The sequence below is a fragment of the Bacillus sp. 5mfcol3.1 genome (assembly GCF_900114335.1).
In the GTDB taxonomy this organism is placed as follows: Bacteria; Bacillota; Bacilli; order Bacillales; family Bacillaceae_G; genus Bacillus_A; species Bacillus_A thuringiensis_S.
Map to the genome: position 1 here is coordinate 236,095 of NZ_FOST01000002.1, position 25,191 is coordinate 261,285.

A 25,191-nucleotide genomic window follows, 5' to 3' on the forward strand; every position below is an offset into this window, starting at 1 on the left:
GCGGATGGAAACCGACAATAAACGGAGGGAATCTACAAAAAATGTTATGTTTAAATATTTTTGTAGAAAAGCCTAAGTTATTTCGGAGGATTGGACAGTTTGTAACGGTTTGTCCAATAAGTAAGAAAAAAAGGGTTTTATTCAGTTGTATTCTTTTCATCACTTTTATCTTTAAAAAACGCATCCCAACTAATCACACTTAAAAAAGTTAAAGCGATAATAACGAAAGCACGCATAAGCTTTAGACCCCCCTTTGTACATAGTATATGAATCATTCGATTCGGAATGTGTCATTTTTTTACAAGTCTTAACTATTATGAGAGTATATTAATATAGATAGATGAAGGGGAGAGTGAAGATATGCTAAAAGACATGTTCAAAAGAAAAGAATTAATATGCATTTCATGTCAGAAAAAAATTCAATATGAAGAAGAGCTTGTTGCTTTTGTAAAGTTGCCGAAAGAAAGAAGTATATTAGTTGGTCCATTCGATGTATGTTTGGCAAAAACAGCACAAGAAATATATTGTAAATCATGTTACGACAAAAAAGCATGACCCAAAGTAATTGAGGGGCATGCTTTTTTCATTGGTGTGCTTTCCCCTCAGATACATTTTGAGTGAGTCGATACCAAAGCCAAAGGTCATTAATGATGGAAGCAAGATTGGCAATTTCTGAATTTAGTTTACAAGAAACTTCGAAATCTTCTTCGTTATTTAAATAATGTTGTTTTGTATTAATATAGTGCTCAAGTTCTTTTATACGATCAGGAATTTTCCCGCGAACTTGTTCCCATTTTAGTAAAATAGCATGTTGCATTTTTTCGGGGATTTCTTCCCAGTCTTCTTGTAAATGCGGAATTTCAATTCCTAGATGTTCGTCGTATAAGAAATACTTTTCCATAAGTTCACCCCCGTTTTCCTGCTTATATTGTACAAAAAAACAGAAAGAAGTTCGACGAAATTGTTTGAAAAAATTTGAAAATGACTCTTGATACATTTTGTGAAAGGTGGTAAAGTGTGAATTATTATAAAAGAAAATGAATATTTATTCTTTAGGGGGATGCAAAATGGAGAAGAAAAAAGTTGTATTAGCATATTCCGGAGGTCTTGATACTTCCGTTGCAATTAAATGGTTACAAGAGAAGAATTATGATATTATCGCGCTTTGTTTAGACTTAGGGGAAGGTAAAGACTTAGCATTTGTAAAAGAAAAGGCACTTTCAGTAGGTGCAATTAAATCATATATGATTGATGTTCAAGAAGAATTTGCAAACGAATATGCATTGATGGCGATGCAAGCACACACATTATACGAAGGGAAATACCCTCTTGTCTCTGCATTATCTCGTCCGCTTATTGCGAAGAAATTAGTGGAAATCGCAGAACAAGAAGGCGCAACTGCAGTTGCACACGGATGTACAGGGAAAGGAAATGACCAAGTTCGTTTTGAAGTTTCTATCCAAGCATTAAATCCTTACTTAGAAGTGATTGCGCCTGTACGTGAATGGAAATGGTCACGTGAAGAAGAAATTGCATATGCAAAAGAAAACGATGTACCAATTCCGATTAATTTAGATAGCCCGTTTTCAATCGATCAAAACTTATGGGGACGCAGCAACGAATGTGGAATTTTAGAAGATCCATGGGCAGCGCCGCCAGAAGATGCATATGAGATGACATTGGCATTAGAAGATACACCGAATAAACCAGAGTTTGTAGAAATCGGATTTGAAGCAGGAGTACCGACTACTTTAAATGGCACTGCATATTCACTTGCAGAATTAATTAAAACGTTAAATGCGCTTGCTGGAAAACACGGCGTTGGACGTATTGATCACGTAGAAAATCGTCTTGTCGGTATTAAATCTCGTGAAGTATACGAATGCCCAGCAGCAATGACGTTAATCACTGCGCATAAAGAGTTGGAAGATTTAACACACGTAAAAGAAGTAGCGCATTTTAAACCAGTGATTGAACAGAAAATAACAGAACTTATTTATAACGGTTTATGGTTCTCACCTTTAAAACAAGCGCTTCATGCATTTTTACAAGAAACGCAAAAGAATGTAACAGGTACAGTGCGTGTGAAATTATTTAAAGGTCATGCGATTGTAGAAGGACGTAAATCTGAATACTCTTTATACGATGAAAAATTAGCAACATATACTGCTCAAGATGAATTTAATCATGATGCAGCAGTTGGATTCATTTCATTATTCGGTTTACCGACGAAAGTATACAGCCAAGTGAATCAAAAGAAGGTGGAAGCGTGAGCAAACTTTGGGGCGGACGTTTTACAAAAGAAGCGGAAGCATGGGTTGAAGAGTTCGGAGCATCCATCTCCTTCGATCAACAATTAGTAAATCAAGATATAAAAGGAAGTATTGCGCACGTCACGATGCTAGCAAAGCAGGGCATCGTGACGAAAGAAGAAGCAGAGAAAATAAAGATAGGTCTTCAATATTTATTAGAAGAAGTGAAACAAAATAAATTACATTTTTCGGTTGAAGCTGAAGATATTCATTTAAATATTGAAAAGATGTTAATTGAAAAAATCGGTGAAGTAGGAGGGAAACTTCATACAGGCCGAAGTCGTAATGATCAAGTGGCGACAGATATGCATTTGTATTTAAAAGAAAAGGTAGAACATATTATAAAAGCTACAAAACAATTGCAAACTGTTCTTGTTCAACAAGCAGAAAATAATATTGAAACCATTATGCCGGGCTATACGCACTTGCAGCGTGCCCAGCCGATTTCATTTGCTCATCATATTCTTGCTTACTTTTGGATGTTAGAGCGTGATGTGAATCGTTATGAAGATTCATTAAAGCGTATTAATATCTCCCCATTAGGAGCAGGAGCGCTAGCTGGGACGACATTCCCGATCGACCGAGAATATAGTGCGGAACTTCTTGGGTTTAATGGAATCTATGAAAATAGTTTAGATGCAGTAAGTGATCGTGATTTCATACTGGAGTTTTTAAGTAACTCATCTATGCTTATGATGCACTTATCACGCTTTTGTGAAGAACTTATTTTATGGAGTAGCCAAGAGTTTCAATTTATTGAAATGAGCGATCAATACGCGACAGGAAGCAGCATTATGCCGCAAAAGAAAAATCCGGATATGGCGGAACTAATCCGTGGTAAAACAGGCAGAGTATACGGTAATTTATTCAGTTTACTTACAGTAATGAAAGGATTACCACTCGCTTACAATAAAGACTTACAAGAAGATAAAGAAGGAATGTTTGATACAGTCAAAACAGTAGAAGGATGCCTTCATATTATGGCGGGCATGCTTGAAACGATGACTGTAAACAAAGAAAAAATGGGGCAAGCTGTGACGCAAGATTTCTCCAACGCAACAGAAATTGCCGACTACTTAGCAAACAAAGGACTACCATTCCGTCAAGCTCATGAAATTGTTGGGAAGTTAGTGCTACATTGCACACAAAAAGGAATTTATTTATTAGATGTCCCGCTTGAAACATATCAAGAAATGAGCTCTTTATTTGAAGAAGATTTGTATGAAGTTCTTTCACCATATGCGGCTGTAAAGCGTCGTAACAGTGCTGGTGGGACAGGGTTTGAACAAATCAAAAACGCTTTGGAGAAGGCGAAGGGGTTAGTTGGAGAGTTTGTTAGAAGTTGATTGATTTTATAGGGAAGAAGGTACGCTAATCTTGATGGAGAGAAGCTTACCTTCTTTTTTTTATAGCCCAAAATTAATCATACTTATGTCGATCTTCTGTAATTCGAATATACTCAATATCCATCAAATCACGAAGCAATGCACCATTACTTAGTTCAACGCCATGTTTCTCTTTAAAATGAGTGCGAATTGTATCTAGCATTTCAATTTCTTTTCCGTTCACGTCTAAAATAATGCGTTCAGAATCATCCATATAGCATCCTCCTTTTTTACACATATATATTTTGTCCGTCTATTTCTAAAAAATGTATGTTAACGTAATGTTAGGAAATAAGAAAGGGATGAAAAATGAGACGTATTTATTTTATAGGGCTAATCTTGTACACGCTAATTGTATTGCATGTTGCATTCCCAAATATCTTTTCATTTGAGGATTTAGAAACAGTACACGTTGCGATATTTATTTTTGCTCTATCTGTAGTAGATTGCTTTATTTCTATATGGATTTCGAAAAGAAAAGATATACAAGGCAAAAAAGAAATGGAACGGAAAAAGAGAAAACGTTCATTTTGGATGATGACATACTGTTTGTCTGTAGTGCTTACTGCTGCTTTTTTTAGTGAGCATATTCCATTAGAAAGATTAAATATTGGATTTGGAGCGTTCGTATTCGCATACTATTTTTTTATGCACTTTCTTCCTTATATAAAAGAAAAGCGAGGAGAAGAGGAAGACCCACTTGTAGAAGAAGCGAAAGAACAAGAGCATAAGAGAATAGAAGGGGATATAAAGAAACTTGGAGAACAAAAATGGTATTTAAAATCAAAAATCATATATGTTCTTTGCTTCATTACGCCGCCAATTGGCTATTTGTACGTCTTCTTACTTCGTAAAAAAATGACAGAAGATGCAAAGCAAACGTATTTAACAGTTGCGACAATCATGATGGCATTATGGTCTTTGAAGTTTCTGCCGCCTTATGTATTGGCAATTACCGTTGTTGTCGTAGCATGTCTTGTGTTTATAGTGAAGTTGATAAAATGAAAAACACCAAGCCTATGTGGACTTGGTGTTTTATCTATAAATTAAAGCTCACCTTGCTCCTCATCACCACGAACAACAAGGACATCGCATTTCGCATAGCGAATAATATGTTCAGAGACGCTACCGATTAGGAAGCGTTCAACAGCATTTAAACCAGTCGCGCCACACATAATTAAATCTACTTTATGGTTTGGAGCGATTTCTTTTGAAATTTTAGATTTAGGATTACCAAATTCTAATACAGTTTCAATTTTTTCAAGACCAGCTTCAAGCGCAGTTTTTTTGTAGTCTTCTAATAAGTCTTCTGCAAATAGATTTGCACGTTCAGCAATTGCACGGCTATAAGCCTCTACAGCTGAGTACGCTTTTACATCAACGATATGAGCAATTGTTAATGTTGCATTGTTGCGCTTTGCGACTTGGATTGCTTTTTTAAAGGCTTTTTCTGCTTCTTTAGAACCATCCACCGCGATTAAAATATTTGTATATGTATTATTCATAGTAAATTCCTCCCAATCTGTTTTATAACTGTTTACAACTTAATTATAAAACAAATTTTGGTAACGTGCTTGCCAGAAACGTTACAGAATTTTGAAAACTCTGTTTCAATTCATTTTAGTTGTAATTGGAGCGAGAACTTGTTACATATGAAGTATAGCAATTTAAAAGGGGGCAGTTTTGTGAGACATGCGCTCATTACAGCCGGTACGAAAGGTTTAGGAAAGCAAGTAACAGAAAAGTTATTGGCTAAAGGCTATTCAGTAACAGTAACGTATCATAGCGATATCACGGCTATGGAAACGATGAAAGAAACATATAAAGATGTGGAAGAGCGTCTACAATTCGTGCAAGCAGATGTCACGAAAAAGGAAGATTTACATAAAATAGTAGAAGAAGCGATGAGCCGTTTTGGCAAAATTGACTTTTTAATTAATAATGCTGGTCCATATGTATTTGAACGAAAAAAGTTAGTTGATTATGAAGAAGATGAATGGAATGAAATGATTCAGGGAAATTTAACAGCGGTATTTCATTTATTAAAACTTGTTGTTCCGGTCATGAGAAAACAGAACTTTGGCCGTATTATTAATTACGGATTTCAAGGGGCGGATAGTGCACCGGGATGGATTTATCGTTCAGCTTTTGCCGCAGCGAAAGTAGGACTTGTTTCATTAACGAAAACAGTTGCTTATGAAGAAGCGGAGTATGGTATTACTGCGAACATGGTATGTCCTGGTGATATTATTGGCGATATGAAAGAGGCAACTATTCAAGAAGCACGTCAGATGAAAGAGCATAACACACCGATTGGTAGATCTGGAACAGGTGAAGATATTGCAAGAACCATTTCGTTTTTATGTGAGGACGATTCCGATATGATTACCGGTACAATTATTGAAGTGACTGGTGCAGTGGATGTTATTCATAGACATCGATAGAATAAAATAAGATGAAGTTTCGAATAATTGGACAGTTTATCCATTGTGCTGAGAGGTGCGGATAATACTGTCCTTTAATATAAAATTAAATCTATCGGAAAACTTGTATTATTTTTTGTCAAATATTGAGATATTATGTTAAAATATAAGAGCGTAGAAAGCGCTTTAAAAAATGATTCAGGGGTCATTTCATAACTCAAGGGGGAACTAATCATGCGTATCGGTATTCCAACAGAAATTAAAAACAATGAAAACCGTGTGGCAATGACGCCAGCGGGAGCAGTACATTTAGTACAAAATGGTCACGAAGTTTTTGTTCAAAAAGGAGCAGGTTTAGGATCTGGATTTACAGATGAAGAATACGTACAAGCTGGTGCGAAACTTGTAGAAACTGCTGAAGAAGCATGGAATCAAGATATGGTTATGAAGGTAAAAGAGCCAGTAGCAAGTGAATACGGCTATTTCCGTGAAGGTTTAATTTTATTCACATACTTACACTTAGCTCCAGAACCAGAATTAACGAAAGCATTAATCGATAACAAAGTTGCATCAATCGCATACGAAACAGTACAATTAGACAATCGTTCTTTACCATTACTTGCACCTATGAGTGAAGTAGCTGGTCGTATGTCTGCACAAATCGGTGCACAATTCCTTGAGAAAAACAAAGGCGGTAAAGGTATTTTACTTGCAGGCGTTCCAGGGGTAAAACGCGGCAAAGTAACAATCATCGGCGGTGGTCAAGCTGGTACAAACGCAGCTAAGATTGCAGTAGGTTTAGGTGCAGATGTAACAATCATTGACTTAAGTGCAGAACGTCTTCGTCAATTAGATGATATTTTCGGTAACCAAGTAAAAACATTAATGTCTAATCCATACAACATTGCAGAAGCTGTTAAAGAATCTGACCTTGTTATTGGAGCAGTATTAATTCCAGGTGCAAAAGCGCCAAAACTTGTAACTGAAGAAATGATTCAATCAATGGAACCGGGTTCTGTCGTTGTAGATATTGCGATTGACCAAGGTGGTATTTTCGAAACAACTGATCGTATTACAACTCATGACAACCCAACTTACGAAAAACATGGCGTTGTTCATTATGCAGTTGCTAATATGCCAGGTGCGGTTCCACGTACGTCAACTCTTGCATTAACAAACGTAACAGTACCATATGCAGTACAAATTGCGAACAAAGGCTATAAAGATGCTTGCCTAGGCAACTCTGCATTATTAAAAGGTATTAACACATTAGATGGATATGTAACATTCGAAGCAGTTGCAGAAGCTCACGGCTTACAATACGCTGATGCGAAAGAGCTACTTGAAAAAGCTCCTGCTTTATCATAATAGAAATACATTTGAGACCTTCCTTTTCATAAGGAGGGTCTTTTTTATATGGGGAAATAACATGTGAATAATTGTTATTTATTGGTGTAAATCGATTTATATTATGATAATTTAGAATTATATAATAAAAGAGGGGATTCAATGGGGAGTAAAAAAAGGAAGCAAAAGCAAGCTAAAAGACAAAAGTACATAAAGAAAAAACAGAAACAGAACATACCTTTTTCACAAAAAGTAGTCATTATGATAGAAAAAACATTCCGGTATATTTGTATGGCTCTGTATGTAATTTTGTGTATGTATTCATTTGGAGTGTTTTACAGTTTTGGGATAACTCCCAATATTATTGAGAGCATTCTAGAATTTATACTTGTTGTAATAGAATTAGCCTTATTCGTTATACTCTTTGCTACAGTATGGCCTAGTCATGAAAGTAAAAAAGATAGAAAAAGAAGCAAAAGATCTTCATACACTTCAAGCTCATCAAGTGGATTCGGTCACTACAGTAGTAGTGATTGTAGTAGCTCAAGTGATGGTGGAGGTTAAGTTAATTTTTCAGAAGAACGACTAACGAAAGGATAGGATGAAATATGGAAACTGTGAACTTAATAGAATTAACAAAAGACATTCAAGATCAACATAAAAACTTCGTCGTTTCAAATATAAACAGTCATTGTTTACGAATCGCTGTATTTACTGGTGAATATGATTGGCACTATCATTCTAATTCGGATGAATTATTTATTGTGCTAGAGGGAGAATTACTTATTGATTTTGAAGATGGAGAAACAGCGGTTTTAAAGCCAAATGATTCTATTTTAATTCCAGCATGTACGATTCATAGAACGAGAGCATTAAAGAGAACGGTAAATCTTTGTTTTGAACATATAGAGGCTGATACGATTAAAGTGGAGCAATTATGAAAAAATTATCTGTAGCCGATTATAGAAAAGTTCTTCCGGTTTTAGAAGGTAATACAAGAACGACGACGTTTGCTTATGCGGTATGTGATCAAATGATAGATGGCGAGGTTTTTATAAACGGGCAATTAACAGCAGGATTAATTATTACAGCTAATGGTATCTATTATTTATTTGGTGATACGGATGATCAAAATTATAACGAAGAGTTATTTTCATATTTAAAAACGGCTATTGAAAAAACAGAGAAGAGATTTACACTGTTCACTTCGAGTGAAGAGTGGGAAATGATGATAGAAGAGCGTTTTAGTAATGTACTTCGGGACATCCCGCGAATGAAATTTCAAAGCGTAACCTTTGAAGAGAGTCAACGAGATTTTAACAAAAATACATATGAAGTGAAGCGTATTGATAGAAGAGATATAGAGCGCAGCAGTGAATTTAAAGAGGAGTACTACAAAGAGTATTGGGGATCAAAAGAAACGTTTTTGAACAGTGGTTTTGGATTTTGTATAGAACAAGATGGGATAATTGTAGCTGAATGTGTCTCAATATTTAGCGGGAATGGTTTTGCTGAAATAGATATTGCAACACATGAAGCACATCAAGGGAAAGGATTAGCTCAAGCTGTTGCAACAAGGTTCATTGAACATTGCATGCAAAATGACATTATACCGAGCTGGGATTGTTATGTAGACAATATTCCTTCGCGAAAATTAGCTAGTAAATTAAGTTTTTATCATCCAATAGAATATAGTTTGTTTGTACGTAAGAAAACGGGGGAATAAAAATGAATGTAGAATTAACAAGATTTAAAGTTAAGCCTGGTAAGAGTCATCGAGTAGATGAATGGATGCAGCTTCTTAATGACAATTTGAAAGAAGTGCTTTTGACATTAAACGACGAAAAAATGTACGTTGAGACAATTTTCCGGGAAATAAGAGATGGAGAAGAGTACTTATATTGGTATTCTGTGCAAGGAGAAGGTGGTATTTTTGTCGAAAATTCGCATCATGAAATTGATAAAAAGCACTTAGCATTTTGGTATGAATGTATCGATGAAGAAGCACCGTCTATTGATATGAAAACAGAAGTTGTTATGATTCAAGATGTTGTGAAGGAAGCGATGAAATAATAGAATAGTATTTCAGAGAAGCGCATCAAAATGGATGTGCTTTTTATTATGGGATTTTTTTTTGAAAAGCTGTATACATTTTACGCTCTCAAACGTTGAGTATATAGAGAGGAGAGCCGAATGAGTCATGATACGTTTGAATCGTTATTAATAGAGAAATCAAAAGCTGTGTTTGGATATTTAATTAAGATTGGAGCTGATAGAAAAGAAGCAGAAGATATTGTGCAAGATACGTTGTATAAAGCTTTATTGCTTATGGAGGAAATACCGTTAGGACATTTAGCACCGTGGCTATTTAGAGTTGCAATCAACCAGCACCGAGATTTGCACCGGAAAGAAAAAAGACTAAATCCAATCGCAATTGAATCAGTCGTTCTTATTGGGCAAAAGTCATTAGATGAAGTGCTTTTAACAAGTGAGTTACAAGGAGAAGTACAAGAAATATTGGAGACGATGACGGAGGAATATCGTCATATTTTACTGTTGAAATATGAGTATGAACTATCTTATAAGGAAATTGCCATTTTATTAAGTATGAAAGAAGATACAGTAAAAACAAGCTTGTACCGTGCAAGAAATCAATTTAAAAAACTGTATAGGAGGAGAAATGATGAGTCGGAAGGACTTTGATTTGAATATGAATGATAAGCAGATGAAGACTTTGATGAAGAGAGCGAAGAGGAAGCAGTTTTGGAGAAACTGGCTTATTTCTATTTGTGCGTCCATTATGGTTATAGTAACTTTGTTTTTGGGTGCAACTTACTTTTCTCAGCAAACATTTAGAAAAATGGAAAGAGAAATGAATGCACTACATATGGTTCAAGGGCCTAATATCCGTTTCAGCGGAAGCATGTATTTAAGTCTTGGTATGACAGGAAGTACAGTAATATATAACTCTTATAAAAATATAGCTGGTCAACCAGTGAAATGGGTAAATGATATATACGAATCTGGTATATGGAGTTATAGTATGAAGCATTACAATGGTGAACTTGTTAGTCTAGATGAGGAAAAAAGGGGTGAAGAGGCTGTTACGATACCAGATTATAATGTGCAAACAATGCAGAGGGAAATGAGGTTTTATTTACCTTTCGTTACTTATAAAAATTATGTGGATGACCTGAAAAATATTGGAGATTTGCAAAATAAAGTTGCAGAAGTAGCCTTATCTTTTGATAAATCGTATACAGCTGAACAAATTATTGAGATGCTTCCGAAAAGTGTACAGCCAGTTTGGTTTTGGGTAGATACATATAATGAAAAGAAAAGTGATTCTTATGTAGGGTTAAAAGATCCTAAAAATGGCGCAGTATTAAATGCGGAAATGGCTAGAAATGTTTTTGGATTTGAAGGAAGTTATGCAAAAGTAAAAGAAGATGTGAAAAACGATTTAACAATAAACTCAAAAGAGTTTCTGTACCAAATGAAGTATTTAACAAAAAATAGTGAAGGTATACCAAGTGATTATTTTGAACAATATTATAAAGAAATAAAAAACACCAAACCAAAAGACCTACCAATATACGGTATAGTCGTAACAGGAAAAACAGAGGATTTACAAAGTTTACAAGGGTCACCGTATATTAAGGCTGCTGTAAGAGGTGTAACAGTTGAGAAATATTGATTACAAGCAATTAATGTGAATAATCAGAAAATTTATGTTATAATATGGGAAAAGGAGGTTTATATGAGGCAAATACATGGAGCAATTTATATTTACATAACAATGTTTTTCGTGGCGATATCCTATGGATTGGGGCACGTGTATTCGCATCCTATACTAACTTTTTTAAGTGGAGCATGTATGGCGTTTGCGCTTCTTGTCCACCTTTTCTCAGTTTGGATCGTGAAATTTCAATTAAATATTAGTGAAATAGAAGAAGGCACTTTTTGAGTGGCCTTCTTTTTTAATAATATTTTGGAAGCTCTTGTAGCAATTTTTCAATTTCGAATTCGGTTTCTTCACATATAGAAAGTGTGCGTAGTCTGAAAAATAAGCTACGTAAGAAAGATTTTGTATTTCCATATAAAAACTCGTACGATTCAATAGGTAGTGCTTGTTTTTGGACCGGTAATTGAGCTACTAAGTCACGAAGGGCTAATATGAGTATTTCTTCTTTTAGGCCATTTTGCAGCATTGCGACAATCGGATAAACGAGACGCTCGTCTTCTTCGTATTTATAGTAAATAGAATGGACAAAAACTTTGTTTAACAAAGTTTTTAATATCTCTTCGTAATGTAAAGTTTCTAGTTTAGGACTATGAACAAGCGCCTCAAATGTATCGGAAGCATGTGCGATACTATGTGCCCATCCGTGGTCTTGCACATATCCGCGGAAATCATGTTCATTGTTCATATATAGAATTAATTGATCTTTTACAGTTAAAATATCATTCTGTGATAAGAAATTATGAGTTGTATCTGCATCTATAATGAGCGCAATTAATAAGGTTGTAAATGCACGAGTAAATACAGCATCTTCATCATCTGAATGAATCTTATACAATAAATATTTTTCACCGATGCTTTCTAATAATAGTTTCTGTAATTGTGTGTGTGAAAGATAGCGATTTTTGATGAGATGATAAAAAGTAGAGTAGATGAGTTTGTCCCTTAAGTAGCTATCAGTAACACCGATATGTTCAAGCATACTGGAACTTAAAGAATCAATATGAAGTGTGTTATCTATGATGTAATTATTATTACGAATTTTTTCTAACTGTTGTTGTAACATATAAACCTCCTGTTTTAGAAAATTCTGTATTTTAATAGTATAATAAAAGGAAGGAATAGGCAATGAAGTGAAACTTTAATTAGTGGGGGGGATTCCCCACCTAACTTCTTTGCTTTCACCGAATTTTGATGTGGGGATCTTACTGTCCGTAAATGCGGGATAAATAAGTGCATTTGAATGGAGAGGGCATTATGAAGAGAGCATTATTCTTTTTTATTAGTATTTTCTTTTTAGGAAGCTGTTCCATTTCGTATGTTAATTTTTCTAGCGAGAGCAAAAGTTGGACTGGACAATATAAAGGGCATATTAAGGATGACAGTGAAGATGGAATGTTTACGTTTCAATATAAGGGTGGGGATGGAAAGACAGAATTTAAAAACTTAGAGATTGCTATTAATGGAGCCTTTAGTACAATGACACAAACGTCAGAAGTTCATAAAGGAGCAAGGGTTGAAATAAAATCTTCTTGTGTAAGTTGTGCACCTCTATCTAAAGATGAACCGATAGAAGTTGTAATTAAATGGGATGATAAGTATGAGGAGAAGATGGTGTTAAATTTGAAATAGCCTAAAGTAAGGAGTTAAAAATGAATAGGCATGTGAAAATTGTTATGTTTTTAAATGTATTTCTAGTCATATTATCAGCTTGTACTACAAAACAAGTAGAGCAGGTAACGGTAAAAGAAGTCCCTAAAGAAGGGTATATCATATTAAGAAATGACACGGTATTTTTTGTCGATGATAAAACGTTTAACACAAAAGTAGAGTTACAAAATTATATAGAACAACAAATGAATAAAGAGCATCCATCACATATAGTCTTGAGCTTTAAGGACAAAGACGCATATAAACAGTTAAAAACAGGGGATAAAATAAAAGTATGGTTTTCTCAAATACTTGAAAGCTATCCAGCAAGAATGATTGTAGAGAAATTTGAAATAGTAGAGGAATAAAAAAAGGCAGCATTCACGCTGCCTTTTTATTATTTTACAAATTGTAATTCTTTCGGGAATTTCGTTAAAATTTCTGATCCGTCTTTTGTAATGTAAATATCATCTTCAATACGAACGCCACCTACGTTTGGTACGTAAATACCAGGTTCGATTGTGAAGACCATACCTTCTTTTAATGGAGACTCGTTACCAGCTTTTACATCTGGATATTCGTGTACGCTAATTCCAAGTCCATGACCAAGTCGGTGCGGGAAGAAGTCTCCGTAACCTGCATCTGCGATAACAGAACGAGCAGCGTTATCGATTGCGCCAAGTGTAACACCTGGTTTACATGCTTCAACTGCTTGTAGTTGTCCAGCAAGTACAGTGTTGTAAATGCGAGTTTGCTCTTCAGAAATCTCACCGAATGCTACTGTACGTGTAATATCAGAGCAATAACCTTCAATGATTACACCTAAATCAAATAGTACGAAATCACCGCGCTTCATTTTGTTTGCGCCAGGAATACCGTGTGGAAGAGCGGAGTTTGCACCCGCTAATACCATCGTATCAAATGACATCTTATGTATGCCTTTTGTTTTTAATTCGTGTTCAATAATTGCTAATACTTCTAGCTCGCTACGGTTTTCTTTAATTGCATTTACACCAACTTCAACAGCGTAGTCCGCCATTTTAGCTGCTTCGCGTAAAATAGAAAGTTCTTTTTCATCTTTAATTAAACGAAGTTCGCGAACTTTCTCCTCAGCTGATTTGAAAGCTGCATTTGGGAATAATTTCGTTAATTCTTCGTAGCGCTCTACGTTTAAATGTTCTTTTTCAATTGCAACTGCATTTGCATTGATGCCGCGGTCTTTAATTGCTTTTGCAATCATATCCCATGGTCTGTCAGTATCAGTAAATCCGATAATTTCATGTGCCCAGCCAGCGTTACGTGCTTGACCTTCTTCCATTTTAGGACAAATTAAAATAGGTTCTTTTTCTTGGAATACAAACATACCAAGTAATCTTTCATGCGGTTCACAGTGGAAGTTCGTCATGTAGAAGACGTTCGGTGTAGAAGTTAAGAACGCAGCTTCTACGTTTTTTTCTTTTAGCCATTGCATTAAATTTTCTAATCTAGCATTCATCGATTGGCACCCCCGAGATATTTAATTACAAATATAACTTTAACTCGGAAGAAAGCGTTATGACAAGTAAATAGATGTTAGAAAAGACAGGGAATTGAAAAATCATGTAGAATAAAAAGTGAGAATGTGAATAGGGGAGGAATGTAATAATGAAAGTATCTTATCATGGGCATTCAGTTGTGAAAATTGAGGCGAATGGAAAAGTTATTTTAATTGACCCGTTTTTAACAGGTAATCCGAAAACAGATTTAAAAGCTGAAGATGTAAAAGTGGATGCAATCCTTTTATCGCATGGACACGGTGATCATGTTGGAGATACAGTAGAACTTGCGAAGAAAAATAATGCAGTTGTTGTAGCGCCATTTGAACTAGCAACATTTTTAAGTTGGCAAGGTGTAAATACACATCCGATGCATATTGGTGGTTCACATGAATTTGACTTCGGGAAAGTGAAGTTTACACAAGCATTCCACGGCTCTAGTTATATTGATGAAGCAAATAAGACGATTACATATACAGGTATGCCAGCAGGTATTTTATTTACAGCAGAAGAGAAAACAGTGTACCACGCAGGAGATACTGCACTATTCTCTGATATGAAGTTAATTGGGGAATTAAATAAAGTTGATCTAGCATTTTTACCAATTGGTGATAATTTCACAATGGGACCAGAAGATGCTGTACTAGCGGCAAAATGGATTAATGCGAAAACTGTTGTACCGATGCATTACAATACGTTCCCAGTTATTGAACAAGATCCATATCAATTTGTAGAAAAGCTACAAAATTGTACAGGGAAAGTATTAGAAGCTGGAGAAAGTATTACACTATAGAAAAGAAACCCTTCATTTGAAAAGAAAAGTGAAGGGTTTTTACGTGTGTAGAACAGCTTTTAATGCTTGTATTTGTTTTGGTGATTCTTTTCTTTTGGTACGTGGTTGTTCAGGTGTTTCATTCAATTCCATTGCAACTTTTTTCCCATCTACGAAAGCTAAAAATACAGCACCTACAACCTCTAAAAATTTTTTCATCATGTGTCCGCTCCTTTGTTTTATTTCTTGTCTTCATTGTATAGGGAATCAAGTGGGCGAACTATCGAATGAGATGACAATAGCATTACATTGTTGTAATAGAATGACTGGTGGAATGTAAGAGTCATTTTGTTATAAAAAAAATAGTACAGGTATGCAAAGAGAGAGTGTAACAGTTTTGAAAATATAGTATACTGAAAGTACAACACATGAAGAATTTAGGGAAAAGAAAGTATGGTGAAACCATTTGGCTACCAAGCATAACCAAATTTTAGAACATATTAATAGCCTGCCAGTAGGCCATAAAATTTCTGTAAGACAAATTGCGAAAGATTTGAGTGTAAGTGAAGGGACAGCTTACCGTGCAATTAAAGATGCAGAAAATAAAGGGTATGTTAGTACAATTGAACGTGTCGGAACAATTCGAATTGAACAAAAGAAGAAAGAAAATATCGAAAAACTGACATATGCAGAAGTCGTTAACATTGTCGACGGTCAAGTACTTGGGGGCAGAGAAGGACTACATAAAACATTAAATAAATTCGTAATCGGAGCTATGAAATTAGAAGCGATGATGCGCTATACAGAAGCTGGGAATTTACTCATTATTGGTAACCGTACGAATGCACATCAATTAGCGCTAGAAACTGGAGCCGCTGTATTAATTACGGGTGGATTTGATACGGAAGATCATGTGAAGAAATTAGCAGACGAATTAAAGCTGCCGATTATTTCAAGTAGCTACGATACATTTACGGTCGCAACGTTAATTAACCGTGCAATTTATGATCAACTGATTAAGAAAGAAATTGTACTTGTTGAGGATATTTTAACACCAATTGAAGAAACGTTATATTTAAAGCCACATGATACAGTACAGCAATGGCATGCATATAATGAAGAGACAATGCACGGAAGATATCCAATTGTCGATGAAAATAAAAAAGTGCTAGGAATCGTAACTTCAAAAGACATGATCGGTGTAGCGAAAGAAACACCAATTGATAAAGTAATGACAAAACACCCAATTACAGTGAATGGTAAAATGTCTGTCGCAGCTGCGGCACGTATGATGGTGTGGGAAGGAATTGAATTACTTCCTGTCGTTGAGGAAGGAAATAAACTGCAAGGTATCATTAGCCGTCAAGATGTACTTCAGGCACTGCAAATGATTCAACGTCAGCCACAAGTTGGAGAAACAATTGATGATATTGTAACGAATCAATTTATGACGCCAAAAGAAGCGAAAAATGAGCATCTATATCAATTTTCAGTGACGCCGCAAATGACAAACTCAATCGGAACGTTATCGTACGGTGTATTTGCAACAATTGTGACAGAAGCGACAAATCGCGTCATTCGTGCGCAAAAGAAAAGCGATTTAATTGTTGAAAACTTAACGATTTATTTCGTAAAGCCGGTTCAAATTGATAATGTTGTGTCCGTTCATCCGAAAGTATTAGAAATTGGGCGTAAATTTGGTAAGGTTGATGTAGAGGTGCATCATGAGGGCAATGTCGTTGGAAAAGCATTACTTATGGTTCAGTTAATTGATAAATAAAAAGATGGAACAAATCGTTTTGATTTGTTCCATCTTTTTTGTTGTTTTAAATTTGAAAGGCATGGTTTTAGATGAGAGTTTTAGTGAAATATGTATGGGGTGGAGTGGAAAAGTAACGCAATAAAAGACAGAATAGTAATTTAATTTGGTTGTATATTGTGTTATGATTATATTGTAAGAAAATGGATTTATGAAAGGTGGTATACATTATGTCGTCAGCCGTACTCTTTTTTGGTAGTATCGCACTATTTTACTTTCTTGTAATGATACCGATCCAATATTTATATTTACAAGGTTTACATGAAAAAAAGGAAAAGACAGGATTATCTCAGCGAGAGCTATATGAAAAAATGTCTTTTGGAGAAGAACAATTACATTTTCACGTACAAGGTAACCCATTTAATATACCATCTGCGTTTGTCGCATATATGATTTTAAAAGTTAGAGGACGTAAAAAAGCATCACAATTTTGATGCTTTTTTACGTTGTTTCATAGACTTCTGCTTCTTTAACTGCTAATGGTAAGAAATGTGTGTATTGGCGAAATCCATTAAATACACTTGCACTACCAAATAGAACGAATAAGATACCAACGATAATACGAGCGGTTGAAAGTTCTAAAAAGAATTGGTTTATCCCGAAGAATAAGACGAATGAACCGAGTGCCATTGCGGATTTTCCAGAGAGCCAACCTTTCTCCATTGGGCGGTTTGTACGAAAGTATTTTGTTTTGTAGAAGAGATACAACATAAATGAGATGATAATACAGAAGACTAATACTGGCATAATGAACACTCCCATCGTTTTATGAAAAAAATAGTGGAGAAAAAAGAAATATCTAAACTTTCTAACTTTTATTATAAAGCAATTGTTCGCATGTATGAAATACTTTCCGTTATAATGAGAGATAAAGTGAAGAAGTTGATTAAAAAGGAGATTATACATATGCATGAGCAAATTTTAGGAGCAATTAAAGAGTTTGATACAATTATTATTCATCGCCACGTGCGTCCGGATCCAGATGCATTAGGTTCACAGGGTGGCCTTGGTACAATTCTAAAAGAATCGTTTCCAGAGAAAAATATTTATACGGTTGGGTACAATGAACCGTCGTTAGCATACTTACGAGTAATGAATGATATTGAAGATAGTGTATACGAAAATGCGCTTGTTATTGTTTGTGATACTGCGAATCAAGAACGTGTTGACGATCAACGCTATACAAAAGGGAAGATGTTAATTAAAATTGATCATCATCCAAATGAAGATCCATATGGAGATATTACGTGGGTAGATACGACAGCGAGTTCGACAAGTGAAATGATTTATGAGTTTTATAACTATGGAAAAGATAAAGGATTAAAAATAACAAAAGAAGCAGCCCGCCTTATTTTAGCAGGAATTGTTGGAGATACAGGTCGTTTCTTATTCCCAAATACGACAGCAAAAACACTTCGTTACGTAAGTGAGCTTGTTGACATGGGTGTGAAATTCACAGATTTATACAATGAAATGTATAAGACAAAAGAAAAAATTGCTCGTTTAAACGGTTATATTTTACAAAACTTTACGATGGTAGAAGAAGGAGCAGCTTACATTAAATTAACGAAAGAAGTATTAGAAGAATTTGATGTACTTCCTTCTGAAGCATCTGGTGTTGTTGGAGCGCTTGGCAATATTGATGGATTAAAGGCGTGGGTTCTATTTTTAGAGGAAGACGACGTAATTCGTGTTCGTCTTCGTTCAAAAGGACCAGTTATAAACAAATTGGCAATGCAATATAACGGCGGAGGACATCCGATGGCTTCTGGTGCCAAGGCATCTTCTTGGGAAGAAGCGGATCGTCTTTTTGCTGATTTACGTGAGATTTGTAAATAAGGGACTATATGTTAGAACGAAAAGAAGGAGCGGCGCTAAAGCCCTCCTTCTTTATTTTTCCTTTTCTATAGTAATGCTAATTTCAAGCACTGTATCAAAAGATATTGTATCGACTTTAAAACGGTATAGTCGATCGTAATGTTTGTACGTTTTGTTTTCGATTACCTTTTTGAGTAGGTCTTTATTTTTTGCGATACTTTGAATGTTTTTCGTTAAAAGATGCTGGAGATCATTATGGATAGATGTAGTCATATTTTCGAGTGTAAGATTGTCTAAATCGTATTTTTCTCGATTGATAAGTTTTATTTTAATCTCTTGAATGGTTAAGAGCCGTTTGTTTTCAGTGTTCAATTTTTCTTGATCTTCGAGAAGGACGTGGAGCTTTGCTTCTTGTTTTTCTATAATTTCTCTTTGTTCTGCTATTTTACTAGCTTGTTCTTCTTGAAAAACACCGTATATGTACAAAAAAATAAACCAGCTCAACACGCCTCCAACAGCAGCACCAGCTAATACTAAGTACCATCTTTTTGCTGTATTGGCACTTGGTACTCTCATACATGTTCCTGCGTTAGCCATTTAATAATAATGAGACCTGTTTGCATACCACCAGTTGCGAAAAAAATAAGGAGAATTTGTTTTACGATATCTTTCATATCTCCGCCAAAGAAACTTCTTTCAAAGCTATAAAAGGTATCGAATGTTCCACCAATTGCTGCAACGAGTGCCCAAATTCTTAAATTTTGGGCGAATTGATTAATGTAAGTTAGAGCTGGTTTTCCGATAAGAAACGCACCAAATCCACCAATTAATGAACCGCCAAGTATAACCCCAAAGGCAATAAAATAACTAATAATAAGCAGAGAGAAAAAAGTATGTTCTCTTACATCCATCGTCATTCCCCTTTCTTCTTCATATATATGGACAAAGTATAAGAAGTATGTTTTGATTTCCGCTTTCCTCATCACCTATAATAAAAGTAGTCAAATAGGTAAAGAGAGGGTACAACAGTGAAGTTTGTGCATTTACAATGTCAAACCGTTTTTAGTTTATTAAAAAGTGCTTGTAAAATTGATGAGCTTGTAGTCAGGGCGAAAGAACTTGGTTTTTCATCGCTGGCTATTACGGATGAAAATGTTATGTATGGCGTTATTCCGTTTTATAAAGCATGTAAGAAACATGGTATACAGCCTGTTATTGGATTAACCGCTTCTATTTTTAGTGAAGAAGAAGAAAGGTCTTATCCACTTGTATTACTTGCTGAGAATGAAATAGGCTACCAAAATTTATTAAAGATTTCTAGCAGTATTATGACAAAATCCAAAGAAGGTATTCCTAAGAAGTGGCTTGCGCATTATGCGAAAGGATTAATTGCTATTTCACCAGGTAAAGATGGCGAAATTGAGCAATTATTACTAGAAGACAATGAGAGTCAGGCTGAAGAAGTAGCTCGCACATATCAAAATATGTTCGGCCATTTTTATATGAGTTTGCAGCATCATGCGATTCAAGATGAGTTGCTTTTACAAGAGAAACTACCTGAATTTATTAGTAGGGTTAATATTCCAGTCGTTGCAACAAACGATGTGCGCTATATCAATCAAAGTGACGCACTTGTTCACGAATGTTTACTATCTGTTGAAAGTGGAACGAAAATGACTGATCCAGATAGGCCGAGGCTGAAAACAGATCAATATTATTTAAAGTCATCGGATGAAATGGAAGCACTATTTTCCCATGCGCCGGAAGCAATCCAAAATACAATGAAAATTGCAGAGCGTTGCCAAGTAGAAATACCGTTCCATGTAAATCAACTTCCGAAGTTTCCTGTTTCGTCTAATGAAACGAGTGATATATACTTGCGTCGTGTTTGTGAAGAAGGTTTACGGAAACGATATGGTGCGCCGAAAGAAGTGCATATAAAGCGTTTAAATCATGAATTAAATGTTATTTCTCGTATGGGATTTAGTGATTATTTCCTCATCGTATGGGATTTTATGAAGTATGCACATGAAAATCATATTTTAACAGGACCAGGTCGTGGATCGGCAGCTGGTTCACTCGTCTCATACGTATTAGAAATTACAGATATTGATCCGATTGAATACGATCTATTATTTGAAAGGTTTTTAAATCCTGAACGTGTGACGCTTCCCGATATTGATATTGATTTTCCAGACGTAAGACGTGATGAGATGATTCGCTATGTGAAAGATAAATACGGTCAGCTCCGTGTTGCGCAAATTGTAACGTTTGGTACGCTTGCAGCAAAAGCGGCAATTAGAGACATTGCCCGCGTAATGGGGCTTCCGCCGCGAGATATTGATATATTTTCAAAACTTATCCCATCAAAGCTTGGTATAACGTTAAAAGATGCATATGAAGAATCACAATCACTTCGTGAGTTTATACAAGGAAATCTTCTGCATGAGCGTGTGTTTGAAATCGCAAAACGTGTAGAAGGTTTACCACGTCATACGTCTATTCATGCGGCTGGCGTTATTATGAGTCAAGAACCGCTAACAGGCAGTGTAGCAATTCAAGAAGGACATAACGATGTTTATGTTACGCAATATCCAGCCGATGCGCTAGAAGAACTTGGGTTGCTTAAGATGGACTTTTTAGGATTACGTAATTTAACGTTACTTGAAAATATTATAAAATTTATCGCGAACAAAACAGGGAAAGAAATCGATATAAGAAACTTACCTCTTCAAGATGAAAAGACGTTCCAATTATTAGGAAGAGGGGATACAACAGGTGTATTCCAGCTTGAGTCAGGTGGTATGCGAAATGTACTTCGCGGGTTAAAACCGAATGAGTTTGAAGATATCGTAGCTGTTAACTCATTATACAGACCGGGACCGATGGAACAGATACCGACCTTTATTGAATCGAAACATGGAAAAAGAAAAATTGAATATTTACATCCGGATTTAAAGCCAATTTTAGAAAGAACATACGGCGTCATTGTATACCAAGAACAAATTATGCAAATTGCATCGAAGTTAGCAGGGTTTTCGCTTGGTGAAGCAGATTTACTGCGCCGTGCAGTGAGTAAAAAGAATCGTGATATTTTAGATCAGGAACGTAAGCATTTTGTCCAAGGTTGTTTGCAAAATGGTTACGATGAGACGTCTGCTGAGAAAATTTATGATTTAATTGTAAGATTTGCGAATTACGGTTTTAACCGAAGTCACGCTGTAGCTTACAGTATGATCGGATATCAGCTTGCCTACTTAAAAGCGAACTATACGCTGGAATTTATGACGGCACTATTATCAAGTGCAATTGGAAATGAAGATAAAATTGTACAGTATATACGAGAAACGAAGCGAAAGGGTTTTCATGTTTTGCCGCCGTCTCTTCAAAAAAGTGGTTACAACTTCCAAATAGAGGGGAATGCGATACGTTACAGTTTACTTTCGATTCGAAATATTGGAATGGCTACAGTGACGGCATTATTAGAAGAACGAGAGAAAAAAATGTTCGAAGATTTATTTGAATTTTGTCTCCGTATGCCGTCAAAGTTTGTAACAGAGCGCAATTTAGAAGCTTTCGTCTGGTCGGGATGTTTTGATGATTTTGGTGTTTCGAGAACGAATTTATGGAAAAGTCTTAAAGGGGCGTTGGAGTACGCAAATCTCGCGCGTGATTTAGGGGATGCTGTTCCAAAATCAAAATACGTACAAGGAGAAGAGCTATCTTTTATTGAACAACTAAATAAAGAGAAAGAAGCACTTGGCTTTTATTTATCAAGTTATCCGACTGCGCAGTATGTAAAGTTAGCAAAAGAATTAGAAATTCCATCTCTCGCTCAGGCGATGCGACACAAGAAAAAAGTACAAAGAGCTATTGTGTATATAACAAGTGTGAGAGTGATTCGTACGAAAAAGTTTCAAAAGATGGCATTTATTACATTCTGTGATCAAAATGATGAAATGGAAGCGGTCCTCTTCCCGGAAACGTATATACATTTCTCGGATAAGTTACAAGAAGGAGCAATTGTTTTAGTTGACGGCATGATTGAGCTAAGAAATCATAAGCTGCAATGGATTGTAAATGGACTATATCCGCTAGAGGAAATGGATGTTTATGAAGAAAAGAAAGATGCATCTGTTTACGTGAAATTGCCGTCTCAGTATGAGAAAAAGCTTTTAAATCAGGTTACGAAAATATTGTTCGACTATTCAGGTTTTGCGAAAGTACTAATTTATTATGAAAAGGAACATAAAATGGTACAATTATCTCGAAGTTTATCGATTCATCCAAGTGAAGAATGTTTAGGAGCACTTCGTAAAATTGTCGGGGAAGAAAATGTAGTTGTGAAAATATAATGGACAATTTCCCTACACTTCGATTATTATAGTAGTAGTGTTCGTGGTCAGACCACTTGGAGAAATTGATATCAGCAAGAATAATTTGAGGAGAGTGGATAGTTTGTCAACACTTCGTGAAGAAGCACTTCACATGCATAAAGTGCATCAAGGAAAATTAGAAACTGTATCAAAAGTAAAAGTAGAAAATGCAAAAGATTTAAGTCTTGCATATTCTCCAGGGGTTGCAGAACCTTGTAAAGAAATTTATGACGATAAAAGTAAGGTATATGAATATACGATGAAGGGAAATATGGTAGCAGTTGTGACAGATGGAACAGCTGTACTTGGTCTTGGTAACATTGGACCTGAAGCATCTCTTCCAGTAATGGAAGGTAAAGCTGTATTATTCAAGAGCTTTGCTGGTGTAGATGCATTCCCGATTGCCTTAAATACAAACGATGTAGATAAAATTGTTGAAACTGTAAAATTAATGGAGCCAACTTTTGGCGGCGTTAACTTAGAAGATATCGCAGCACCAAACTGCTTCATTATTGAAGAGCGTTTGAAAAAAGAAACAAATATTCCTATCTTCCATGATGATCAACACGGAACAGCTATCGTAACAGTAGCAGGTCTTGTAAATGCACTGAAATTAGTTGGAAAGAAAATGTCTGACATTAAAGTTGTCGCAAATGGCGCAGGTGCAGCAGGTATTGCAATTATTAAACTTTTATATCGCTATGGTGTACGCGACATTATTATGTGTGACCGTAAAGGGGCAATCTATGATGGTCGTCCTACAGGTATGAATCCGGTGAAGGATGAAGTTGCAAAATATACAAATAAGAATCGTATAGAAGGTTCTTTAGCTGATGTTGTACAAGGTGCGGACGTATTCATTGGTGTATCTGCAGAAGGTGCATTAACAGAAGAGATGGTTCGTACAATGAATGACAATGCGATTATTTTTGCAATGGCAAATCCAGTTCCAGAAATTATGCCAGAATTGGCAAAAGCAGCGGGCGCAGCTGTTGTTGGAACAGGTCGTTCTGACTTCCCGAACCAAGTAAATAATGTACTGGCGTTCCCTGGTATTTTCCGCGGTGCACTTGACGTACATGCGACACAAATTAACGAAGAAATGAAGATGGCAGCTGTACAGGCTATTGCTGAGCTTGTAGCAGAAGACGAGTTAAATGCAGACTATATTATTCCGGCACCATTTGACGCGCGTGTAGCGCCTCAAGTAGCGGCTTACGTTGCAAAAGCAGCAATGGAGACAGGAGTAGCTCGCCGTCAAGTAGATCCAAATGAGATCGCTGAAAAAACAAAACAATTAGCGCTGATTGGTAAAGAATAAGCGAGGAATTTCCATTGACATCATCAAATACAAAAGTATATCTCGAAATTGTAAAAAAAATTCGTTCCATTATGGAAGAGGATGGATTGGTAGCGGGGGATCGTTTGCCGTCTGAGCGCGAGTTAAGTTCACGTTTAAACGTAGGACGTTCCTCTGTAAGAGAAGCATTGCGTGCTTTAGAACTGGTAGGATTGATTGAAACGAGACGTGGTGAAGGGACGTTTATTCGAAACTTTTATGATAACGGTCTTGTACAATTAATTGCTCCGTTCTTACTGCAAGATGAGAAAACAATTCGTGATTTATTACAAACAAAACGATTGCTTGAGAAAGATATGATTCGAATTGTATGTAATTTACCGAAAGAAACGTTTTCTAAAGTACTAAGTAGATTACACCAAGTACTTGAAGAAAATGAAAGCTCAATCCCAACGCTTCATCAAACGTTCTTTAAAACACTTATTGAACAAGTCGATAATTATTTACTATATCGCATTTGGATGATCGTAAATGATTACGTAGCAACTCTTTCTTGTAAAGTTTCAAGAGATTCTATCGATATGTATAGAAAGCTTTATGCTACTTTGGAAGAAAAACAAGAAAATGATGCACTAAAAATTTACGATGAATTAGTAGAGAATATACAGTTTCACTCGTAATGTATAAAATTTGTCGAAATGACCATGACACG

At 35.7% G+C, this 25,191-nt stretch carries 31 protein-coding genes; 22 read left to right on the forward strand and 9 right to left on the reverse strand.

Features of this window, described 5'->3' with window-relative positions; translation table 11 throughout:
• Positions 1–360 precede the first annotated feature (360 nt).
• Positions 361–555, forward strand: a complete 195-nt coding sequence (locus BM089_RS10455) for a hypothetical protein (protein WP_000910273.1) — start codon at positions 361–363, stop codon at positions 553–555.
• Positions 556–583: 28 nt separating this feature from the next.
• Here BM089_RS10455 and BM089_RS10460 read toward each other — a convergent pair whose 3' ends face one another.
• The gene (locus BM089_RS10460) at positions 584–901 is read right to left on the reverse strand and encodes a radical SAM protein (protein ID WP_090977624.1); all 318 of its coding nucleotides are present in this window, start codon (positions 899–901) and stop codon (positions 584–586) included.
• Between the two features lie 166 nt (positions 902–1,067).
• Here BM089_RS10460 and BM089_RS10465 point away from each other — a divergent pair, with 166 nt between their 5' ends.
• Together BM089_RS10465 and argH are read left to right on the forward strand one after the other, a co-directional pair.
• Complete coding sequence (locus BM089_RS10465) at positions 1,068–2,273, forward strand: argininosuccinate synthase (RefSeq protein ID WP_000412315.1); 1,206 nt, start codon at positions 1,068–1,070, stop codon at positions 2,271–2,273.
• Positions 2,270–3,658, forward strand: coding sequence for an argininosuccinate lyase (gene argH / locus BM089_RS10470; protein ID WP_090976916.1), 1,389 nt, complete (start codon positions 2,270–2,272; stop codon positions 3,656–3,658). The genes BM089_RS10465 and argH overlap by 4 nt, the downstream gene beginning before the upstream one ends.
• A 73-nt stretch (positions 3,659–3,731) precedes the next feature.
• Here argH and BM089_RS10475 read toward each other — a convergent pair whose 3' ends face one another.
• On the reverse strand, positions 3,732–3,911 hold the full coding sequence (locus BM089_RS10475) for a hypothetical protein (protein ID WP_000342760.1): 180 nt from the start codon (positions 3,909–3,911) through the stop codon (positions 3,732–3,734).
• A gap of 95 nt (positions 3,912–4,006) precedes the next feature.
• On the opposite strand from BM089_RS10475, the gene BM089_RS10480 reads away from it, so the two are divergent.
• A complete protein-coding gene (locus BM089_RS10480; RefSeq protein ID WP_090976918.1) occupies positions 4,007–4,702 on the forward strand; it encodes a hypothetical protein in 696 nt (231 codons plus the stop codon).
• A gap of 41 nt (positions 4,703–4,743) precedes the next feature.
• Here the strand turns inward: BM089_RS10480 and BM089_RS10485 are convergent, their stop codons facing one another.
• Positions 4,744–5,202, reverse strand: coding sequence for a universal stress protein (locus tag BM089_RS10485; RefSeq protein WP_001066673.1), 459 nt, complete (start codon positions 5,200–5,202; stop codon positions 4,744–4,746).
• A gap of 147 nt (positions 5,203–5,349) precedes the next feature.
• Between BM089_RS10485 and BM089_RS10490 the strand changes: the two genes are divergently transcribed.
• From BM089_RS10490 to BM089_RS10530, 9 genes are all read left to right on the forward strand, one after another.
• Positions 5,350–6,141, forward strand: coding sequence for an SDR family oxidoreductase (locus BM089_RS10490; RefSeq protein WP_090977626.1), 792 nt, complete (start codon positions 5,350–5,352; stop codon positions 6,139–6,141).
• A 213-nt stretch (positions 6,142–6,354) separates the two neighbouring features.
• Positions 6,355–7,488: an alanine dehydrogenase gene (gene ald / locus BM089_RS10495; protein ID WP_001219401.1), complete on the forward strand. Its 1,134-nt coding sequence runs from the start codon at positions 6,355–6,357 to the stop codon at positions 7,486–7,488.
• 141 nt (positions 7,489–7,629) lie between these two features.
• Positions 7,630–8,031: a hypothetical protein gene (locus BM089_RS10500; RefSeq protein WP_090976919.1), complete on the forward strand. Its 402-nt coding sequence runs from the start codon at positions 7,630–7,632 to the stop codon at positions 8,029–8,031.
• 44 nt (positions 8,032–8,075) lie between these two features.
• Entirely contained in the window at positions 8,076–8,408 is a 333-nt protein-coding gene (locus BM089_RS10505) for a cupin domain-containing protein (protein ID WP_000450933.1), read from the forward strand.
• On the forward strand, positions 8,405–9,193 hold the full coding sequence (locus tag BM089_RS10510; protein WP_078400665.1) for a GNAT family N-acetyltransferase: 789 nt from the start codon (positions 8,405–8,407) through the stop codon (positions 9,191–9,193). The genes BM089_RS10505 and BM089_RS10510 overlap by 4 nt, the downstream gene beginning before the upstream one ends.
• Before the next feature lie 2 nt (positions 9,194–9,195).
• Positions 9,196–9,540 carry a DUF6176 family protein gene (locus BM089_RS10515; protein WP_001100204.1) on the forward strand — a complete coding sequence of 115 codons (345 nt, stop codon included), beginning with the start codon at positions 9,196–9,198 and terminating at the stop codon, positions 9,538–9,540.
• A 120-nt stretch (positions 9,541–9,660) separates the two neighbouring features.
• Complete coding sequence (locus BM089_RS10520; protein ID WP_089171831.1) at positions 9,661–10,170, forward strand: RNA polymerase sigma factor; 510 nt, start codon at positions 9,661–9,663, stop codon at positions 10,168–10,170.
• Positions 10,151–11,164 carry an anti sigma factor C-terminal domain-containing protein gene (locus BM089_RS10525; protein WP_071731420.1) on the forward strand — a complete coding sequence of 338 codons (1,014 nt, stop codon included), beginning with the start codon at positions 10,151–10,153 and terminating at the stop codon, positions 11,162–11,164. Before BM089_RS10520 ends, BM089_RS10525 begins: the two co-directional genes overlap by 20 nt.
• 63 nt (positions 11,165–11,227) lie before the next feature.
• Entirely contained in the window at positions 11,228–11,434 is a 207-nt protein-coding gene (locus BM089_RS10530; protein ID WP_001248905.1) for a hypothetical protein, read from the forward strand.
• A gap of 13 nt (positions 11,435–11,447) precedes the next feature.
• Here BM089_RS10530 and BM089_RS10535 read toward each other — a convergent pair whose 3' ends face one another.
• Positions 11,448–12,275: a DUF2785 domain-containing protein gene (locus BM089_RS10535; RefSeq protein WP_075718711.1), complete on the reverse strand. Its 828-nt coding sequence runs from the start codon at positions 12,273–12,275 to the stop codon at positions 11,448–11,450.
• 191 nt (positions 12,276–12,466) lie between these two features.
• Here BM089_RS10535 and BM089_RS10540 point away from each other — a divergent pair, with 191 nt between their 5' ends.
• Together BM089_RS10540 and BM089_RS10545 are read left to right on the forward strand one after the other, a co-directional pair.
• Positions 12,467–12,841 (forward strand): hypothetical protein, encoded by a 375-nt coding sequence (locus tag BM089_RS10540; protein WP_000816700.1) that lies wholly within the window; start codon positions 12,467–12,469, stop codon positions 12,839–12,841.
• A 20-nt stretch (positions 12,842–12,861) separates the two neighbouring features.
• Positions 12,862–13,227, forward strand: a complete 366-nt coding sequence (locus BM089_RS10545; RefSeq protein WP_090976921.1) for a DUF3221 domain-containing protein — start codon at positions 12,862–12,864, stop codon at positions 13,225–13,227.
• 29 nt (positions 13,228–13,256) lie between these two features.
• Here BM089_RS10545 and pepQ read toward each other — a convergent pair whose 3' ends face one another.
• On the reverse strand, positions 13,257–14,354 hold the full coding sequence (gene pepQ, locus BM089_RS10550) for a Xaa-Pro dipeptidase (protein ID WP_000994037.1): 1,098 nt from the start codon (positions 14,352–14,354) through the stop codon (positions 13,257–13,259).
• 149 nt (positions 14,355–14,503) lie between these two features.
• Between pepQ and BM089_RS10555 the strand changes: the two genes are divergently transcribed.
• Positions 14,504–15,187 (forward strand): metal-dependent hydrolase, encoded by a 684-nt coding sequence (locus BM089_RS10555; protein WP_000868922.1) that lies wholly within the window; start codon positions 14,504–14,506, stop codon positions 15,185–15,187.
• 39 nt (positions 15,188–15,226) lie between these two features.
• Here the strand turns inward: BM089_RS10555 and BM089_RS31055 are convergent, their stop codons facing one another.
• Positions 15,227–15,388: a hypothetical protein gene (locus tag BM089_RS31055; RefSeq protein WP_000976017.1), complete on the reverse strand. Its 162-nt coding sequence runs from the start codon at positions 15,386–15,388 to the stop codon at positions 15,227–15,229.
• Between the two features lie 244 nt (positions 15,389–15,632).
• Here BM089_RS31055 and BM089_RS10565 point away from each other — a divergent pair, with 244 nt between their 5' ends.
• Both BM089_RS10565 and BM089_RS10570 read left to right on the forward strand, forming a co-directional pair.
• A complete protein-coding gene (locus BM089_RS10565; protein ID WP_000201579.1) occupies positions 15,633–16,946 on the forward strand; it encodes a CBS domain-containing protein in 1,314 nt (437 codons plus the stop codon).
• Positions 16,947–17,155: 209 nt separating this feature from the next.
• Positions 17,156–17,419 carry a DUF3949 domain-containing protein gene (locus BM089_RS10570; protein WP_000093046.1) on the forward strand — a complete coding sequence of 88 codons (264 nt, stop codon included), beginning with the start codon at positions 17,156–17,158 and terminating at the stop codon, positions 17,417–17,419.
• 7 nt (positions 17,420–17,426) lie between these two features.
• Here the strand turns inward: BM089_RS10570 and BM089_RS10575 are convergent, their stop codons facing one another.
• Positions 17,427–17,732 (reverse strand): YtpI family protein, encoded by a 306-nt coding sequence (locus tag BM089_RS10575; RefSeq protein WP_090976923.1) that lies wholly within the window; start codon positions 17,730–17,732, stop codon positions 17,427–17,429.
• A gap of 159 nt (positions 17,733–17,891) precedes the next feature.
• On the opposite strand from BM089_RS10575, the gene BM089_RS10580 reads away from it, so the two are divergent.
• A complete protein-coding gene (locus BM089_RS10580; protein WP_090976924.1) occupies positions 17,892–18,824 on the forward strand; it encodes a DHH family phosphoesterase in 933 nt (310 codons plus the stop codon).
• Positions 18,825–18,875: 51 nt separating this feature from the next.
• On the opposite strand, the gene ytrI is transcribed toward BM089_RS10580, so the two are convergent.
• Complete coding sequence (gene ytrI, locus BM089_RS10585) at positions 18,876–19,379, reverse strand: sporulation membrane protein YtrI (RefSeq protein ID WP_001265736.1); 504 nt, start codon at positions 19,377–19,379, stop codon at positions 18,876–18,878.
• Positions 19,376–19,789, reverse strand: coding sequence for a YtrH family sporulation protein (locus BM089_RS10590; protein ID WP_002005839.1), 414 nt, complete (start codon positions 19,787–19,789; stop codon positions 19,376–19,378). The genes ytrI and BM089_RS10590 overlap by 4 nt, the downstream gene beginning before the upstream one ends.
• Before the next feature lie 42 nt (positions 19,790–19,831).
• Here BM089_RS10590 and dnaE point away from each other — a divergent pair, with 42 nt between their 5' ends.
• The 3 genes from dnaE (at position 19,832) to BM089_RS10605 (ending at position 25,159) form a co-directional block, all read left to right on the forward strand.
• Entirely contained in the window at positions 19,832–23,158 is a 3,327-nt protein-coding gene (gene dnaE, locus BM089_RS10595) for a DNA polymerase III subunit alpha (protein ID WP_090976926.1), read from the forward strand.
• A 133-nt stretch (positions 23,159–23,291) separates the two neighbouring features.
• Positions 23,292–24,500, forward strand: a complete 1,209-nt coding sequence (locus BM089_RS10600) for an NADP-dependent malic enzyme (protein WP_161114790.1) — start codon at positions 23,292–23,294, stop codon at positions 24,498–24,500.
• Positions 24,501–24,514: 14 nt separating this feature from the next.
• Positions 24,515–25,159 carry a FadR/GntR family transcriptional regulator gene (locus BM089_RS10605; protein ID WP_000204444.1) on the forward strand — a complete coding sequence of 215 codons (645 nt, stop codon included), beginning with the start codon at positions 24,515–24,517 and terminating at the stop codon, positions 25,157–25,159.
• Positions 25,160–25,191 lie beyond the last annotated feature (32 nt).